General features: G+C 73.7%; 13 protein-coding genes and 1 pseudogene. 4 read left to right on the top strand and 10 right to left on the bottom strand.

The features are described 5' to 3' along the window. Position 1 precedes the first annotated feature (1 nt). The 4 genes from ACWCV9_RS15065 to xylB form a co-directional block, all read right to left on the bottom strand. A complete protein-coding gene (locus ACWCV9_RS15065) occupies positions 2-598 on the bottom strand; it encodes an N-acetylmuramoyl-L-alanine amidase (protein ID WP_450786908.1) in 597 nt (198 codons plus the stop codon). Between the two features lie 744 nt (positions 599-1342). Further along, positions 1343-1834, bottom strand: a complete 492-nt coding sequence (locus ACWCV9_RS15060; protein ID WP_450786820.1) for an NUDIX hydrolase — start codon at positions 1832-1834, stop codon at positions 1343-1345. Between the two features lie 37 nt (positions 1835-1871). After that, complete coding sequence (locus tag ACWCV9_RS15055; RefSeq protein WP_450786818.1) at positions 1872-3077, bottom strand: ROK family protein; 1206 nt, start codon at positions 3075-3077, stop codon at positions 1872-1874. Between the two features lie 7 nt (positions 3078-3084). Continuing rightward, a complete protein-coding gene (gene xylB, locus ACWCV9_RS15050; protein ID WP_450786816.1) occupies positions 3085-4566 on the bottom strand; it encodes a xylulokinase in 1482 nt (493 codons plus the stop codon). A gap of 124 nt (positions 4567-4690) precedes the next feature. On the opposite strand from xylB, the gene xylA reads away from it, so the two are divergent. Next, on the top strand, positions 4691-5857 hold the full coding sequence (xylA, locus tag ACWCV9_RS15045; protein WP_450786814.1) for a xylose isomerase: 1167 nt from the start codon (positions 4691-4693) through the stop codon (positions 5855-5857). A 103-nt stretch (positions 5858-5960) separates the two neighbouring features. Here xylA and ACWCV9_RS15040 read toward each other — a convergent pair. The 3 genes and pseudogenes from ACWCV9_RS15040 to ACWCV9_RS15030 form a co-directional block, all read right to left on the bottom strand. Further along, a pseudogene (locus ACWCV9_RS15040) lies at positions 5961-7300 on the bottom strand (esterase-like activity of phytase family protein). 114 nt (positions 7301-7414) lie between these two features. Then, complete coding sequence (locus ACWCV9_RS15035; protein ID WP_450786812.1) at positions 7415-8698, bottom strand: SWIM zinc finger family protein; 1284 nt, start codon at positions 8696-8698, stop codon at positions 7415-7417. Then, positions 8695-11562 carry a DEAD/DEAH box helicase gene (locus ACWCV9_RS15030; protein ID WP_450786810.1) on the bottom strand — a complete coding sequence of 956 codons (2868 nt, stop codon included), beginning with the start codon at positions 11560-11562 and terminating at the stop codon, positions 8695-8697. The genes ACWCV9_RS15035 and ACWCV9_RS15030 overlap by 4 nt, the downstream gene beginning before the upstream one ends. Before the next feature lie 210 nt (positions 11563-11772). Between ACWCV9_RS15030 and ACWCV9_RS15025 the strand changes: the two genes are divergently transcribed. Continuing rightward, on the top strand, positions 11773-11955 hold the full coding sequence (locus ACWCV9_RS15025; RefSeq protein WP_385842295.1) for a hypothetical protein: 183 nt from the start codon (positions 11773-11775) through the stop codon (positions 11953-11955). A 46-nt stretch (positions 11956-12001) separates the two neighbouring features. On the opposite strand, the gene ACWCV9_RS15020 is transcribed toward ACWCV9_RS15025, so the two are convergent. Both ACWCV9_RS15020 and ACWCV9_RS15015 read right to left on the bottom strand, forming a co-directional pair. Further along, complete coding sequence (locus ACWCV9_RS15020) at positions 12002-12847, bottom strand: hypothetical protein (RefSeq protein WP_450786808.1); 846 nt, start codon at positions 12845-12847, stop codon at positions 12002-12004. A gap of 275 nt (positions 12848-13122) precedes the next feature. After that, entirely contained in the window at positions 13123-13656 is a 534-nt protein-coding gene (locus ACWCV9_RS15015) for a PadR family transcriptional regulator (protein WP_450786806.1), read from the bottom strand. A 112-nt stretch (positions 13657-13768) separates the two neighbouring features. On the opposite strand from ACWCV9_RS15015, the gene ACWCV9_RS15010 reads away from it, so the two are divergent. Then, entirely contained in the window at positions 13769-14524 is a 756-nt protein-coding gene (locus tag ACWCV9_RS15010; RefSeq protein ID WP_450786804.1) for an alpha/beta fold hydrolase, read from the top strand. 7 nt (positions 14525-14531) lie between these two features. Here the strand turns inward: ACWCV9_RS15010 and ACWCV9_RS15005 are convergent, their stop codons facing one another. Next, positions 14532-15131, bottom strand: a complete 600-nt coding sequence (locus ACWCV9_RS15005; RefSeq protein WP_450786802.1) for a class I SAM-dependent methyltransferase — start codon at positions 15129-15131, stop codon at positions 14532-14534. 151 nt (positions 15132-15282) lie between these two features. On the opposite strand from ACWCV9_RS15005, the gene ACWCV9_RS15000 reads away from it, so the two are divergent. After that, on the top strand, positions 15283-16056 hold the full coding sequence (locus ACWCV9_RS15000) for an MHYT domain-containing protein (RefSeq protein ID WP_450786800.1): 774 nt from the start codon (positions 15283-15285) through the stop codon (positions 16054-16056). The last annotated feature ends 21 nt before the right edge of the window (positions 16057-16077 follow it).

Genomic DNA, 16077 nt, shown 5'->3' with positions numbered 1-16077 from the left:
CCTAGGTGAGGTTGACCAGTCGGATGTAGCGGACCCAGTCCCAGTTCGGCCCGGGATCGGTGTGGTCGGTGCCCGGCACCTGGTAGTGGCCGATGATGTGCTCCCTGTCCGTGGGAATGCCGTACTTGGCGCAGACGGCCGCCGTGAGCCTGGCCGACTGCTCGTAGAGCGCGTCGGTGAAGTAGGCGGGCTGGTCCACCCAGCCCTCGTGTTCGATGCCGATGCTGCGGGTGTTGTAGTCCCAGTTGCCCGCGTGCCAGGCGATGTCCGTCTCGTGCACACACTGGGCGACATGGCCGTCGGCCGAGCGGACCAGGTAGTGCGCGGAGACCTTCTTCGCCGGGTTCGCGAAGATGGCCAGCGTGTTCGCGTACGTCTCCTGTGTCACATGGATGATCACGCGGTCGATGAGGTAGCTGTCCGGGCGGTCGGACGAGGTGTAGTTGGAACTGCTCGCCCCGGCCCACTGGGCCGGCGGATAGTCGACCGGCTCGGACGCACCGGCACGCGCTTCGGGCAGCAGCGCGTACGGCACGGCGGCCAGCGCCGCCCCCTTCAGCAGCCACCGTCTGCTCATGCGCGGCTTCACCGGGTCCATGTCCATCGTCGGGCCCCTTTCGGGAGTGTGGGGGTGATGCGGGGTGGGGGAGTGGGGCAGGTTCGGGGGGAGGGGTGGGGGAGCGAGGACGGGTACGGCGGGGACGTCAGCGGTGCCGGCCCGGTGCGTTCCGGCGCGCTCGCGCGGGCACACCGGGGTACGTGTCCGGCGCGGTCGGCCGCTCCTCGCGGAGCGTGGCCAGGCACGGGTCGTTCCCGTCGCACGCGCTGGCCAACGGTGACGGGCCCGCCGGGGTTGCGCATCGGTACGCGTCCGGCTCACTGATCCCGTGCTGGTGCACCGGCCACCGCACGGGGTCCGGCAGCGGTATTCGCCATGCGCCCGTGCGACTCTCGGATCGCCATGCGCCCGTGCGGTTCTGGGCTCGGAACAGGGCCCTGGTCGTCTCCCCGTACATGTGTCCCCCGATGCCTGTGAGGCCGCTGCCGTCCGGCGCGTGCGCGTTCCCTGATCCGAGAGGCGGCCGACGGATCTGACGGCCCGGCAGTTCCGCCTCGTGCCATCACGGTACGGCGCGGGCGGAGCGGGCAGAAGGGTCCGCCGCGGTTCCGTGGACAGGCCCCTCCTTGTGGACAACTCGGCCACCCGTTCGGGTGAGTTCAGCGGTCCACGCCGGGAGCAGGGGGCACCGTCCAGCGGCCTGTCAGGCCCGCCCCGCCGCCCGCCAAGGCCTCGGCCGGCCGGGCTGCCCCGCCTCCCTCCGGGGCCGCCGCGTCGGCACGGTCACACCGGCACACCCTCGCTCAGGTACACCACGCCCCCGCTCAGCGCGGCCGCATACAGGGCCAGCAACGTGGACCGCCGTGTCACAAGTGGCAGTTCCGCCAGCTCGGACGGTGTGAACAGGCCGTGCCGGTCGTGTTCCGCGCTCAGCCGGATGCGGGTGCCCTCGGCCAGCGTGCCGCCGTGGAAGAAGGAGTCGAGGACCGGACCGGTGCCGAGCACGTCCACCCGGTGGTCGATCCCGAGCAGCTGCGGCACCGGCCTCAGCTCGACACCGGTCTCCTCGCGCATCTCGCGGCGCGCCGCGGTCCAGGGATCCTCACCGTGGTCCAGCATGCCGCCGGGCAGCCACCACCGGCCCGCGCTCGGATGGCTCGGACCGTAGCGCAGCAGCAGGACGCGAGACTGCCCGTCCAGCATCAGCACGCACGAGGCGAGCAGAGCCTGTGGCTGGGTCTTGACCCATTCCGCCCGCGGCACCCAGTCCGTCATCAGGCCCCCTCTCCGACGAGCCCCAGCGTGCCAGGCGTCAGGACCGTTCCGCCACCGTCGCCGGATCGTCCAGCACGGCCCGGACGACCGAGTGCGCCGCGCCGAGCAGCGGCCCCTGCGGACCCAGCCGGGACACCGACACCGGGCAGGCAGGGCCCGCCGTACGGCCCGTCAGTTCCGCCTCCAGCGACGGCAGCAGCCAGGGCGAGAGTCCGGCCAGGGCGCCGCCCAGCACCACGGTCTCGGGATCCAGCAGGTTCACCGCCCCGGTCAGGGCGATGCCGAGCGCCGTACCGGCATCCCGCAGCGCCGCCCGTACCCCCTCGTCGCCCTGCTCCGCCCGTTCGGCGAGCAGGCCCACCAGGTCCTCCCGCGGCTCGAGTCCCGCCGCGCGCAGCACCGCTTCCTCGCCCGCGTACTGCTCCAGACAGCCCCGGCCGCCGCACGGGCACGGGGGACCGTCCGGCCGGACGGGCACATGGCCCAGCTCGCCTGCGAAACCCCGGGTGCCACGCAGCAGTCCGCCGTCCACGACGACCGCGGCGCCGATGCCGATCTCGGCCGACACGTGCAGGAAGTCGCCCGGGGTGGCCTCCCCGAGCCACAGCTCGGCCAGCGCACCGAAGTTGGCCTCGTTGTCCACGGTCAACGGCAGGCCTGCGGGCAGCAGAGCGCCGACGTCCGTGTCGAGCCAGTCCAGGTTGGGGGCGCGTACGACCGTCCGCCCGTCCCGCGCCACCAGGCCGGGCACGGCCACCGCGAGACCGGCGGGCCAGAGTTCCGCCTCCTCCGCCTCGGCGACGACCCGGCGGATCAGCCCGGTCAGCTCCTCGATCACCGGCCCGGGCGCCCGCCCCCGGTTGGCACCGTGCCGTATCGCTTGCGCGCGGACCGTGCCCCGCAGGTCAACCGCGCACACCGCGAGGTGATCGACGCCGATCTCGGCGCCGATCCCGGCGGGCCCGCGGCCGCTCACCGCGAGCGCCGACCCCGGCCGGCCCACCCGCCCGGGCCGCTCCGGGCCCAGTTCCTCCAGCAGTCCCCAGCGGATCAGTTCGTCCACCAGGGTCGACACCGCCGCCCGCGTCAGCCCGATGTGCGAGGCGACCGCGGCCCGCGACAGCGGCCCCTCGGCGCTCACGGCGTGCATCACCCGGGCCAGATTGCGCCGGCGCATGCCCTGCTGGGTGTCCGGCAGGGCACGGCCGGCACCCGGGCGGGCCTCGTGCAGCGGTGCGGTCATGCCTCCGTCAATCCTTGTCCTGTGCCGCCGGACTCTGCGCGGGCGGCTGGGTGTGTGTCCCCCGCTCCAGCAGCGGGGCCGCGTCGGAGAGTACCCCGCTGATCCTGGCCAGCGTCTCCCGGTCCGGTTCCACGGCCTCCAGCACCGGGCCCGCGGCCGTGTTCCAGCGGCGGGCCACCGCCGCGGGGTCCTCGCCGGTCAGCAGCCCGGCCGCCTGCGCCGCGGCGCCCAGGGCGACCAGTTCCTGGGCCTGGGGCACCTGGACGGGCCGTCCCGACAGGCGCCGTACCGTCTGCTGCCAGGCGGTGCCCCGGGCGCCGCCGCCGATCAGCAGCAGCGGGGTACTGCGGTCCGCGTCCTCGTCGAGGACCAGGTCGAGCGCGCCGAGCAGCGCGTGCACCGCGCCGTCGTACGCGGCTTGCAGCAACTGGCCCGGGGTCGTGTCGTGACGCAGTCCGTGCAGCAGGCCGGAGGCACTCGGCAGGTTCGGAGTGCGCTCGCCGTCCAGATACGGCAGCAGGGTCACCGTGCCCCCGGGCTCGACGGCCTCGCGGTCCAGGCCGAGCAGCGTGGCGACCCGGTCCACGGCCAGCGTGCAGTTCAGGGTGCAGGCCAGCGGCAGCCAGTCGCCGCGCGCGTCCGCGAACCCCGCCACCGTGCCGGTCGGGTCGGCCGGGCGGTGCCGGGAGACCGCGTACACCGTGCCGGACGTGCCGAGGCTCAGCACCGGGGCGCCGGGCCGCAGGCCGAGCCCCAGGGCCGCCGCCGCGTTGTCGCCGGTGCCCGGGGCCACCAGCGTGCCCTTGGAGAACGGCAGGTCATGGCTGTCGCGCACGGTACCGGCCACCTCGCCCGGCCCCAGCACCCGGGGCAGCAGTGCCGGGTCGAGACCGATATGAGCGAGGATCTCCTCGTCGTAGCCCTCCGTCCCCGACGCCCACCAGCCGGTCCCCGAGGCATCGCCGCGGTCGGTGGTGCCCTGCCCGGTCAGGCGCTCGGTGAGGTAGTCGTGGGGCAGCCGCACCGCTCTCGTCGCCCGCACGGCCTCCGGCTCGTGCTCGGCCAGCCAGGCCCACTTCGTGGCCGTGAACGACGCCCCGGGCACGCTCCCGGTGCGCTCCGCCCAGGCCTTGGGCCCGCCCAGCTCCTCCACCAGCCGGCGCGCCTGGGGCGCCGAGCGGACGTCGTTCCACAGCAGCGCCGGACGCACCGGCTCGCCCCGCTCGTCCAGGGTCACCAGGCCGTGCTGCTGGCCGCCGATCGACACCGCGGCCGCCTCGTGCGCCGCGTCGCCGCACTGACGCAGCGCCGCGCACAGGGCGTCCCACCACTGGCGAGGATCACTCTCCCGGCCCACTCCTGAGGACACGGTGTGCGGCGCCTGGCCGCTCGCCACCACCTGCCCGGTGGCCGCGTCGACGACGAGCGCCTTCGTGGACTGCGTGGATGTGTCCACGCCGACGACGAGCGGACCCTCGGCTGCTGACATCGGGCTCTCCCTCTTCCGCGGCTCAGCGGGATGCGTACTGGCTGTTCTCTTCCCACAGGTGCGTCCGCATACTAATTTGTAAACGGCCATGACGAAATAGTCGTACGCAGCAAGGAGCCGCGGCATGAACTACCAGCCCACCCCCGAGGACAGGTTCACCTTCGGCCTGTGGACCGTCGGCTGGCAGGGAAGGGACCCGTTCGGCGACGCCACCCGCCGTGCCCTCGACCCGGTCGAGACGGTGCAGCGCCTGGCCGAGCTGGGCGCCTACGGAGTGACCTTCCACGACGACGACCTGATCCCCTTCGGCTCCTCGGACACCGAACGCGAGTCGCACATCAAGCGCTTCCGCCAGGCGCTGGACGCCACCGGCCTGACCGTGCCGATGGCCACCACCAACCTCTTCACGCACCCCGTCTTCAAGGACGGCGCGTTCACCGCCAACGACCGTGACGTGCGCCGTTACGCGCTGCGCAAGACGATCCGCAACATCGACCTGGCGGTCGAGCTGGGCGCGAAGACGTATGTCGCCTGGGGCGGCCGGGAGGGCGCCGAGTCCGGCGCCGCCAAGGACGTGCGCACCGCTCTGGACCGCATGAAGGAGGCCTTCGACCTGCTCGGCGAGTACATCACCGCCCAGGGCTACGACCTGCGCTTCGCCATCGAGCCCAAGCCGAACGAGCCGCGCGGCGACATCCTGCTGCCCACGGTCGGCCACGCGCTGGCCTTCATCGAGCGCCTGGAGCGCCCCGAGCTGTACGGCGTGAACCCTGAGGTCGGACACGAGCAGATGGCCGGTCTGAACTTCCCGCACGGCATCGCCCAGGCCCTGTGGGCGGGCAAGCTCTTCCACATCGACCTCAACGGCCAGTCCGGCATCAAGTACGACCAGGACCTGCGCTTCGGCGCCGGCGACCTGCGCGCCGCCTTCTGGCTGGTCGACCTGCTGGAGAGCGCCGGCTACACCGGCCCCCGGCACTTCGACTTCAAGCCGCCGCGCACCGAGGACCTCGACGGCGTGTGGGCCTCGGCGGCCGGCTGCATGCGCAACTACCTCGTCCTGAAGGAGCGTGCCGCCGCCTTCCGCGCCGACCCGGAGGTGCAGGAGGCGCTGCGCGCCGCGCGTCTGGACCAGCTCGCCCAGCCGACCGCGGCCGACGGCCTCCAGGCGCTGCTCGCCGACCGCACGGCCTTCGAGGACTTCGACGTGGAGAGCGCGGCCGCGCGCGGCATGGCCTTCGAACGGCTCGACCAGCTGGCCATGGACCACCTGCTGGCGGCCCGCGGCTGAGCACTCACGCGCGTAGGCCGTCGCCCACGCGCGCGGGCAGACGCGAAGAGCCGGGGAGGCGGCACGGGCACGTGCCCCTCCCCTGACCGCCGGGAGGCCCGCGTCACAGCCCCTCGGGCAGCCGCACGTACACCGCGGTCGTCCTGACGCCGCTGTCGACCAGCCGGCCCTGGGCGTCGAACGCGCCTGCCCCGTCGGTCATCCCGAAGTCGTTGTCGTTGACGAGGACGAGCGTGTCGTGCCGCACGCGCGCGATGCCCTCGATCTTCCCCGGTACCCCGTCGACCTTGCCGAGGTCGACCACCAGCCGCTTGGCGAGCACCGGCACGCCCGCGGCCGCCGGATCGTCCAGCTGCTCCAGCGACGGAGCCGTCGTGTCGTCGTCCCAGCGGCCGCCGAGGATGTCCGCCGCGCGTCCCAGCCGCACCAGCTGGAGCCGGGCCGCCTTGTCCGTGCGCTCCTCGACGAGCAGCCGGTCACCGCCCACGGCGACCACCGACGAGATCTTCAGTTCGGAGGTGTCGTCCTCGCTCGGGTCCACCACGTCCACCGGGTCGAACCGGTAGGCGTACTCGGCGGTGACAGCCTCTTCCCGTGGCGAGAAGCGCAGCAGGCGGGTGGTGCGCGAGGCGTCCCCGGCGTCCGTGTCCGGCAGCGACAGCGGGCTCTGCAACGCCATCACCAGATCACCGTCGGGAAGCTGCGCCAGCCCCTCGAAGCCCCGGTTGGTCTTGCGGTGCAGCAGCACCGACGGAAGCGCCTCCACCACCGGGTAGCCGGCGCCGGTCAGACCGAGCCCCTTGGGCACGTAGCGGGTCAGCACCTGCCCGCGCGCGGAGACATGCACCAGCGACGGGCCGTACTCGTCCACGAGCCAGAACGTCCCGTCCTCGGCGCGCACGATCCCCTCGGTGTCCAGACCGTTCGGGTCGTAGGACAGCGCGGTGCTCGCGTCGTAGGTGTACGGCGTCTCGTCGCGGCCTGCCTGGTTCGGCAGCCCGGTGACGGCCCGTCCGGCGGACGTGGTCAGCGGGATCGCGTCGATGACCTGGATCGCGTCGCCCGAGACGCGGATCTTCACGATGGCCGGGTCGAAGCCGGGCACCGGAAACGTCCGGCGCTTCTTGCCGTTCACCTTGATCTGGCCGTTGGGGCCGCGGTCGGTCACCGTCCAGAACTCGCCCGTGCGCCCCGCCGGATAGATGTCGCTGCCGAGGCTCCCCAGCTCGATCCCGTGGTCGTCGCTCACACTGCCGGGCAGCAGCGCATGCTGAACGCACCGAGCGGGATCTCACCGAGCGTCGCCGTGCGGACGACACGCGCGTCCTCGCCGGGCGCAGCCGTCGCCGTGCCCGCGGCCACGAGGACGGCGGCCAGGGCCAGGGGCAGACCCGTGGCGACGGAACGGTGGACACGGGCACGGCCGGCGGCATACGGGGACATCGGGCCTCCTGGGAACGACTTCGTCGACGGCGGCCACCCTTGGGTCACCGACGGAACGCCGCACGACCGCGCGGTGAACGGCCGGAGTCCACCGTTCGTCGCTTTGACGGAGTGTCAGTCCGCGCCTTCCGCGGCGCATCGCGCCGCGGCCAGTGCCGTGGCCGGATCGCGGTCCGCGCCGTCCGCTGGGACCCAGTGGCCGTCCTCGTCGCGGTACGGCCACCAGCGGCCGTCCCGTCCGAGCCGCAGCTGGACCGTGCCGTCCGGGAGGGTCCACCGGTTGCCGCTGTGCCGGAACACCGGCCGCTCGTCCTCCCCCCAGGCCGACTCCAGCGCCGCCCGCGCGCGTGCCAGCGCCGCGCCCGCCACCTGCCACTCCTCGTCGAGCACGGCCAGGGCCGCCGGACCTCCGACGCACCAGGCCCGGACCGCCGCGGCCAGTTCCGCGCCGCCCCGCCCCGACCCCTCGGCGAGCCGCCGGGCCACCGCGCCGGGCACCGGTCCACAGGCCAGCCGTACCGCGTCCTGCGCCGTCGTGAGCCCCTCCGCGGGTGCATCCCCGGACCGGAACCGCGCCAGCATCCGGTACGCCTCCACGGCGGTACGGCCCGCCAGATGCTCCAGCGCGGCGCTATCGACCCCGGGTGCCGGTGCCGTCCCGGTGTCCAGGGACGGCGGTGTGCCGGGTTCGTCGGGGAGTCCGGGCAGAGCGGGCAGCGGGGGCAGGGCGTCCGCCGCCGCCCAGACATGCGCCGCTTCCAGGCCCGCGCCCACGTCCGCGGGCCCGGCGCCGGCGGGCTCCGCCCGGGGCGTGGTGCTCCGCACGTGCAGCTCGGACAGGAAGGCCCCCCTCTGCCGCCCGCGCAGCAGCAGGAGCAGAAACGGATCCTCGTCCAGCAGCCTCGCCACCTGGTGACACAGCGCGGCGGTGTGCCCGCAGTGGTCCCATGCGCCGCAGTCGCACTCGGGGTCCAGCTCGCCCAGGCCCGGCAGCAGATCGACCCCGCGCGAGGCCGCGTCCTCGACCAGGTGCGGCGGCAACTCCCGGTCCAGCAAGGCGGCCAGATGCCCGGCCTGTTCCACGGCCAGGTCCAGCAGCCGGCCCCACGCCCCGTCGGACAGCTCCGGCACCAGGACGTCGGCCCGATGGGCCGCCCCGCCCGGATCGCGTACGACAGCCGTGACCCGGCCCGGCCGTACGGTCACCGCGCCCACTGCACCCGCGCGCGCGAGCCGGCGCCCCGCCTTGACCGCCGTGGCGTCCAAAGCGGCGTCCTCCAGCGCCCGCAGCCAGGCCCGCCCCCACCAGCTCCGGGCGAACCCACGGCCCCGCACCGGCGGCAGCGCCGCCAACGTGCGCCCCGCGTCACGGTCCCGCTCGTCGTCGTAACGGCTCATCGCGCCTCCCCGCGCAGTTCCACCAGTGCGGCCAGGTCCGCGTCCGTCAGCTCCGTCAGTGCGGCCTCGCCGGAGCCGAGCACCGCGTCGGCCAGCTCCCGCTTGCGGCCCAGCAGTTCCGCGATGCGGTCCTCCAGAGTCCCCTCGGCGATCAGCCGGTGCACCTGCACCGGCCGGTCCTGCCCGATCCGGTACGCGCGGTCGGTGGCCTGCGCCTCGACGGCCGGATTCCACCACCGGTCGTAGTGCACGACATGCTCCGCGCGGGTGAGGTTCAGACCGGTGCCGGCCGCCTTCAGCGACAGCAGGAACACCGGTGCCTCGCCGTCCTGGAAACGCCGGACCAGCTCCTCTCGGGCCGCCACCGGAGTGCCCCCGTGCAGCAGCAGCGACGGCACCCCGCGCGCCGCCAGATGCCGTTCGAGCAGACGCGCCATGCGGACGTACTGCGTGAACACCAGCACACCCGAGCCCTCGGCGAGGACGGTGTCGAGGAGTTCGTCCAGCAGCTCCAGCTTCCCCGAGCGCCCGGCAAGCCGTGGCCCGTCCTCCTTGAGGAACTGCGCGGGGTGATTGCAGATCTGCTTCAGACCGGTCAGCAGCTGCACGATCAGACCCCGGCGCGCCATGCCGTCGGCGGCCGCGATCCGTTCCATCGTCTCGCGGACCAACGCCTCGTACAGCCCTGCCTGTTCCGGGGTGAGCGCGACGGGACGGTCGGTCTCCGTCTTCGGCGGCAGCTCGGGTGCGATGCCGGGGTCCGACTTGCGGCGCCGCAGCAGGAACGGCCGCACAAGCCGCGCCAGCCGCTCGGCGGCGGCAGGGTCCCGGCCGGTCTCGACCGGCTGCGCGTACCGCGCGCGGAAGGTGCCGAGGCGGCCGAGCAGGCCCGGTGTCGTCCAGTCGAGGATCGCCCAGAGTTCGGTGAGGTTGTTCTCCACCGGAGTGCCGGTGAGCGCCACGCGTGCGCGTGCGTCGATGGACCGCAGCGCCCGCGCGGTCGCCGAGTACGGGTTCTTCACATGCTGGGCCTCGTCGGCCACGACCAGCCCCCACGGCACAGCGGCCAGCCCGGCGGCGTCCAGGCGCATCGTGCCGTAGGTGGTCAGCACGAACTCCCCGCGCGCGACGGCACCGAGATCACGCCCGGCGCCATGGAACCTGCGCACCGGCACACCGGGAGCGAACCGCTCGATCTCGCGCTGCCAGTTGCCGAGCAACGACGCCGGACAGACCACCAGCGTCGGACCGGTGGTCGAGGCCTCCCGCTGCCGGTGCAGATGCAGCGCGATCAGCGTGACGGTCTTGCCGAGGCCCATGTCGTCGGCCAGGCAGCAGCCCAGGCCGAGAGACGTGGTGCGGGCCAGCCAGTCGAGGCCGCGCAGCTGGTAGTCCCGCAGGGTGGCGGCCAGACCGGGCGGCGGTCCGGTGGCAGGCGCGGGCTCACCCCCGGCGAGTCTTTCCCGGAGCCGGGCGAGCCATCCCGTGGGCCGTACGTCGACCAGCCGGCCGTCGACCTGTGCCGAGCCCGTCAGCGCGGCGGCCAGGGCCTCCACGGGAGCGAGGGTCCGCTCCTTGCGGCTTCGGGCGCGCTGCGCCTCGCGCGGGTCGACCAGAACCCAACCGTCATGCAGCCGGACCAGCGGGCGCTTGGCCTCCGCGAGCCGGTCCAGCTCCTCGCCGGACAGCTCCCGCCCGCCCAGCGCGAACCGCCAGCGGAACGCGACCGCGCCGGCTCCTGGGAGGAACGAGGCCGGGCCCGCCGGTGCACTACTCGTCTCCGTTCCGTCGTCCGGCGGGCCGACCGTCGCGTGCGCGGTGAGACCGCGCTCGGCCTCCTTCGGCCAGTGCACCTCGACTCCGGCCGCGGCCAGCGCTCGGCCGCCCTCGCCCAGGAGTTCGGTGATCTCTTCGTCGGCGAGGTCCACGGCGTCGGGCACGGCGGCCGAGAGCAGGGGCCTCAGCGGCGGCCATACACGGGCCGCGCGGCGCAGCGCCAGCAACGCGTCCGCACGCGCGCGGGGGCCGAACGCACCCCGCACGTCCGCCGCCCCGGTCCACAGGCCCGCGGCATCCATGACGTCCGCCGCGCCGCTCGGCCCATGCACCTGGAGCACGGCACGGAAGCGGACGGCAGCCTCTTCCAGCGGCGCCTCGCCGAGTCCGGGCATCTCCACCCGCAGCGACAGCTGCACGCCCGCGTCATGGGCGGCGGCGATGTCGTCGGCCCACGCCCGCAGTGCGGGCAGCCGCTGCGGCTCGGCCACGGCGTACGGAGGGCCGCCGGTCACCAGGGGCGCGGCGGGGGAGCGGGGCAGGGTGTCGGCGACCGCGTCCAGGAAGGCGCGCAGCAGCCGCTCCGGTGCGGGCAGCAGGGGTGGCCCCGACGGCGCGAGCGGCACGGCGTGCGCCTCCGGAGGCATGGCGGCGGCGCATTCACGGATCAGCTCCGTGTCCCGCGCGGACAGCGGCCCGATCCGCCAGGCGTCGTGCTCGCCCGGTGAGAGCCCCGGCAGCAGCAGCCCACGGGCCAGGAAGTGCAGGGCCAGGGCGTATGCCGACCCCCAGAAGGCACCGGCCCGGTGCACTTCAGGGAGTCCACGCACGCGCGTGAGCAGCGGCAGAGCCGCGCCCGTCGACAGCACGAGAACCGGGCGCCGGACCCGCTCGACGCCGCCGTCCGCCGCAGGCGTGACGACGTCCAGATCATCGGGGCAGCCGTCGGCGGCGCTGGGCGGAGGCGCGCCATCAGGACGCCAGAAGGCGAACCGGCCGGCCCGAGCGGGATCGGACGGCAGGAACACGACGCCGCAGCGGGCCAGTTCGGACAGTTGGGAGGGTGGTGCGCATTGTTTGCCCTGCACGCTCTGTCGCACTCCTCAAATTTGACTACTGGGGTTGGGGTCGCCGAGGGTACAGCACGCGGAGGGTGAACGGGACATGCTGACGCCGTCGCGGCGGGCGACCCTTAGGGGGCGGTCTCCGGGATGTCTCCGGGCCGGGGCCGGAACAGCGGGAAGCGGGCGGCCGTTCTCAGTGCAGAAGCGGCAGCGGCCGTGAAGGAGGCGACGCTCATGTCCAAGAAGCTGATGATCGCCGTGGGAGGTGTGGCGATCGGGCTGATCCTGTTGGCCTGGCTGCCCTGGTGGGTGGTGTTCCTCGTCGTGGTCGGAGTTCCGGTCGCCGCCTATCTGGCGCTGGACCCCTCCCAGCGGCGCAGGCTCCGCCGTGTCACCCGCAAGGAACTCGGCCGCTGAGCGGCCGGCGGCCCGAGCGTGCGGTGGGCCGGACGGCGAGCCCGGCTCACAGGGGCCGTACGGCCAGCTTGTCGAGCGCCTCCAGCAGGCCCGGCAGTTCGGGACCCCGGCCCACCGGCAACACCTCACCGGGTTCCTCGTCCAGCAGCACGAACGCGATGTCGTCGGTGCGCGCCACCATCGACCAGCCGGGGCCGTCGGCGCGCAGCGTACGGGCGTCCCCGGTGGCGAAGGAGGAACGCACCCGGCCGAGCGGCGGCGGCGTGTCGAGATAGGCGCGCGCCTCCGCGAGCACTCGCCTGACGCCCTGATGGCCGCCCTGCGGCACGCTCGCTCCGCCCTCCGCGCGGGGCTCGGCAGACGCCCCCTGCGGCTCGCCGGCAGGGAGGAACTTGTCGTCGCTGATCTGCTCCCGCCACATCGCCCACTGAAGAGCGATCTCATCGGCGCCGAGGCGCCGCTGCGCAGGGCCCCACGAGCTGGTGTCCGGCGGACTCAGCGGCGCCTGGTCGCCCGCCTCCACCGCAGGGTCGTGCGGCGCGGGTACGCCCGGGGCGGCGACGGCCACCGCCAGCGGCCAGCCCGGCAGTGCGGTGACGACCGCGCGCTCGTCCGGGGACAGCTCGTACTCCATGCCGCAGTCCCAGGACGCGATCGCCACCGCGACCAGCGAGACGTCGTCGATGACGACCGTCCACCGCGCGCCGTCGCCGTCCTGGCCCAGCACCAGGCCGTATCCGTCGGCCCGGGGTGGCAGGCCCAGAGCCGCACAGGCCTCCGGGTAGTCGTCGCCCAGCACGCTCGGGAACTGCGCCGGCGTCAGCAGTACCGCTGTGAGTACATACAGCGCGTCGTCTGCGGCGGCGACGGCCTTCTCGTCCGTCCCGGCCATCTCTGCCTCCCCAGTGGTTCTTCCATCGGCGCGCACCCTAATGCGGGCGGAAGGCGGTTGTCACGACTCCGCACACCACCCGGACCTGCCGGTTTCCACCTGGACAGGGCGAAACGGCCACGGTCTCCACAGGACTTCCCCAGACCGCCACTCGCCCCGGAGAGGTCACGGCTCCGGCCCCTGGAGACGTCATTCTCGGCCGCTCCTCTGCCGCTCGGCGACGTATGCGGCACCCGTCCCGTCCCCGGCCTGCACGGCTGGCCCACCTGGACTCCTCAGCGGCCGGCATCCTCGAGTGACGCGATCGTGTCGCGCAGCCAGCCGAGTTCGGCCCGGCTGGTGGCCCGCGCGATGGTGAGAACGCCGCGCCGGAACGGGTCGTCCAGCTCCTCGGCGCGCAGCGGCCGGTCGCCGTCGTAGAAGAAGCTCGCCGGCTCCTCCAGGAAGGCCAGCCGGCGGCGCAGCACGGCGGCCTGGGCCGCGTGGTCCTCCAGATGCCGCAGGAACGCGAGCAGCGTGAACCAGTGGTTCTCGTCGGTGATCTCACGCTGCGCGGGCTCGGCGAGCCGCCGCCGCAGCTCACGTCCGCCCTCCTCGGTCAGCCGCAGCACATGGCGGGGCGCGGCCACGGCGCCGGGCTCGGTCGCCCGCGCCAGCAGACCGGCCTTCTCCAGCCGTTTGATCGCCGGGTACAGGGTGCTCTCGGCGACGGGCCGCACATGGCCGGTGAGCGCCGCGATATGCCGGCGCAGGACGTATCCGTGCAGCGGGGCGTCGTACAGGAATCCGAGGATGGCGAGTTCCAGCATGACGACATTCTGCGGCATGACGGTGTACATCGCCTCCCCGATACCATCTTGACGCAATACATCGGTACCGATGTATTGTCGCGGGACAGCACAGTCGGCAGGGAGGGGTGCCATGCGGCAGGCCGTATTCGACAGCGAGGGAAGCTGCGTCCGCTGGACGGAGGCGCCCGGTGCGGAACCCGCCCGGGTGTACCTCCACGGGCTCGGATCGATGTCCTCCGTCTATCATGCGCACATCGCGGCCCGTCCCGAACTGGCTGGCCGGCGCAGCCTCTTCGTCGACCTGCCCGGGCACGGAGTGAGCGACCGGCCCCAGCACTTCGGGTACACGCTGGCGGAGCACGCCGACGCGGTCGCGGCGGCCCTGGACACCGCCCGGGTCGCCGGCGCCGAGCTGATCGCGCACAGCATGGGCGGCGCCGTCGCCATCGTGCTCGCGCACCGGCGCCCCGACCTGGTGTCCCGGCTGGTGCTCACGGAGGCCAACCTGGACCCCTTCCCGCCGCCGACCGCCGGCAGCAGCGGAATCGCCGCCTATACGGAGGACGAGTTCGCCGAGCGGGAGTACGCGCGCGTGCTGGACCGCGTCGGGCCGCTGTGGGCGGCCACCATGCGGCTCGCCGATCCGCGCGCCCTGCACCGCAGCGCCGTCGGCCTGCGCCAGGGCTCCGATCCGGTGATGCGGACGATCCTGGAGGGGCTGCCCGTGGACCGCGTCTACATGCAGGGCGAGCACAGCGGCGACCTCGCGGGCAGGGCGGACCTGGAGGCCGCCGGGGTGCGGGTGGTGACCGTGCCGGGCGCCGGGCACAACGTCATGTTCGACAACCCCGACGCCTTCGCGGCGGTCGTCGGCGGGGCCGGCTGACCCCGGGTCAGCCCTCGCGGACGGCGACCGCGAGGAAGCGGGTGTCCTCGTCGGCGTACGAGGTCATACGCCAGCCCGAACGAGCCAGGAGCGGCCGGAGGTTGGGTTCTGCCCGAAGGTCGTCGGGGGTGACCCGGCGGCCGTGGCGCGCCGCCAGCGCGGCCCGGCCGACGGGGTGGAACAGCGCGAGCGTGCCGCCAGGCCGCACCACCCTCGCCAGTTCCCGCAGGTTGTCCTCCGGCTGCGACAGATGCGCGATCAGCCCCGCCGCGAACACGGCGTCCAGGCACCCGGAGGGCAGCGGCAGCGCGGCGACGTCGGCGAGCAGCAGCCGGCCGTCCCGGTCCCGCCCCGACCGTACGGCGGCCTCGAGCATCGCCGGCGTCAGATCGGCGCCGAGCACCACCCCGGAAGGCCCCACGGCGGCGCGCAGCGGAGGCAGTGCGCGCCCTGTGCCACAGCCCGCGTCCAATACCCGGTCACCCCGGCGCAGCCCGAGATCCGCGACGGCGGCCGCGTAGGCGGGGCCGTCGTCGGGGAACCTGCTGTCCCAGTCGGCCGCCCGCGCGGTGAAGAACTCCCGGACATGTGTGTGGTCGTCGCTCATGCTCCGCATGATCCCTCACCAACACGAGGGATGCCCCTGCGCGCATGTTCGAGCTGGACGCGATCGTTCCAGCGCATCTCAGTGTCATATTCCAACACCTTTCGAAATGCGCCCCCTTTGTGCCCCCGTGCACCCCTAGCGTCCCTGGGCCATGGGACACCTGGACCACGCCGCCTTCGGCTGGCTGACCCCCGTGCTGTCATACCTGATGGCCTGCACCGGCGCCGCTCTCGGACTGCGCTGCACCGTCCGCGCGCTCGCCACCACCGGCCGCGCGCGCCGCAACTGGCAGGTCACCGCCGCCTCCGCGATCGGTACGGGCATCTGGACCATGCACTTCGTGGCCATGCTCGGCTTCCGCGTCAGCGGCACCGACATCCGTTACGACGTGCCGCTGACCATGCTCAGCCTCCTCGTCGCCATGGTCGTCGTCTGCGCCGGCGTCTTCGCCGTCGGCCGCAGTCGCGACCGCACCCGGTCACTCCTCCTCGGCGGTCTCACCACGGGGCTGGGCGTCGCCAGCATGCACTACCTCGGCATGGCCGCGGTCCGGCTGCACGGCGACGTCAGCTACGACCCCGTGCTCGTCGGGCTGTCGGTGCTGATCGCCGTCGTGGCGGCGACCGCGGCCCTGTGGGCGGGACTCAACATCAAGTCCCCCCGCGCGGTCACCGTCGCCTCCCTCGTCATGGGAGCGGCCGTCAGCAGCATGCACTACACGGGGATGTTCGCGGTGAGCGTGCGGGTGCACCCCTCCGGCACCGCACTGCCCGGGGCAACGGCGATGCAGTTCATCTTCCCCCTCGCCGTCGGCCTCGGTTCCTACCTGTTCATCACCTCGGCCTTCGTCGCCCTCTCGCCGAGCGCCGACGAGCGCGAGGCCTCCGCCTCCGCCCAACGGCCCGTCGAGTCCCTCGCCCCCTGAGGCAGTCCCGCGCGCTCCGCC

The organism is Streptomyces sp. NPDC001606 (assembly GCF_053596835.1).
The sequence above is the reverse complement of the archived record's forward strand: the minus strand, read 5'-3'. Positions and strand labels throughout refer to the sequence as shown.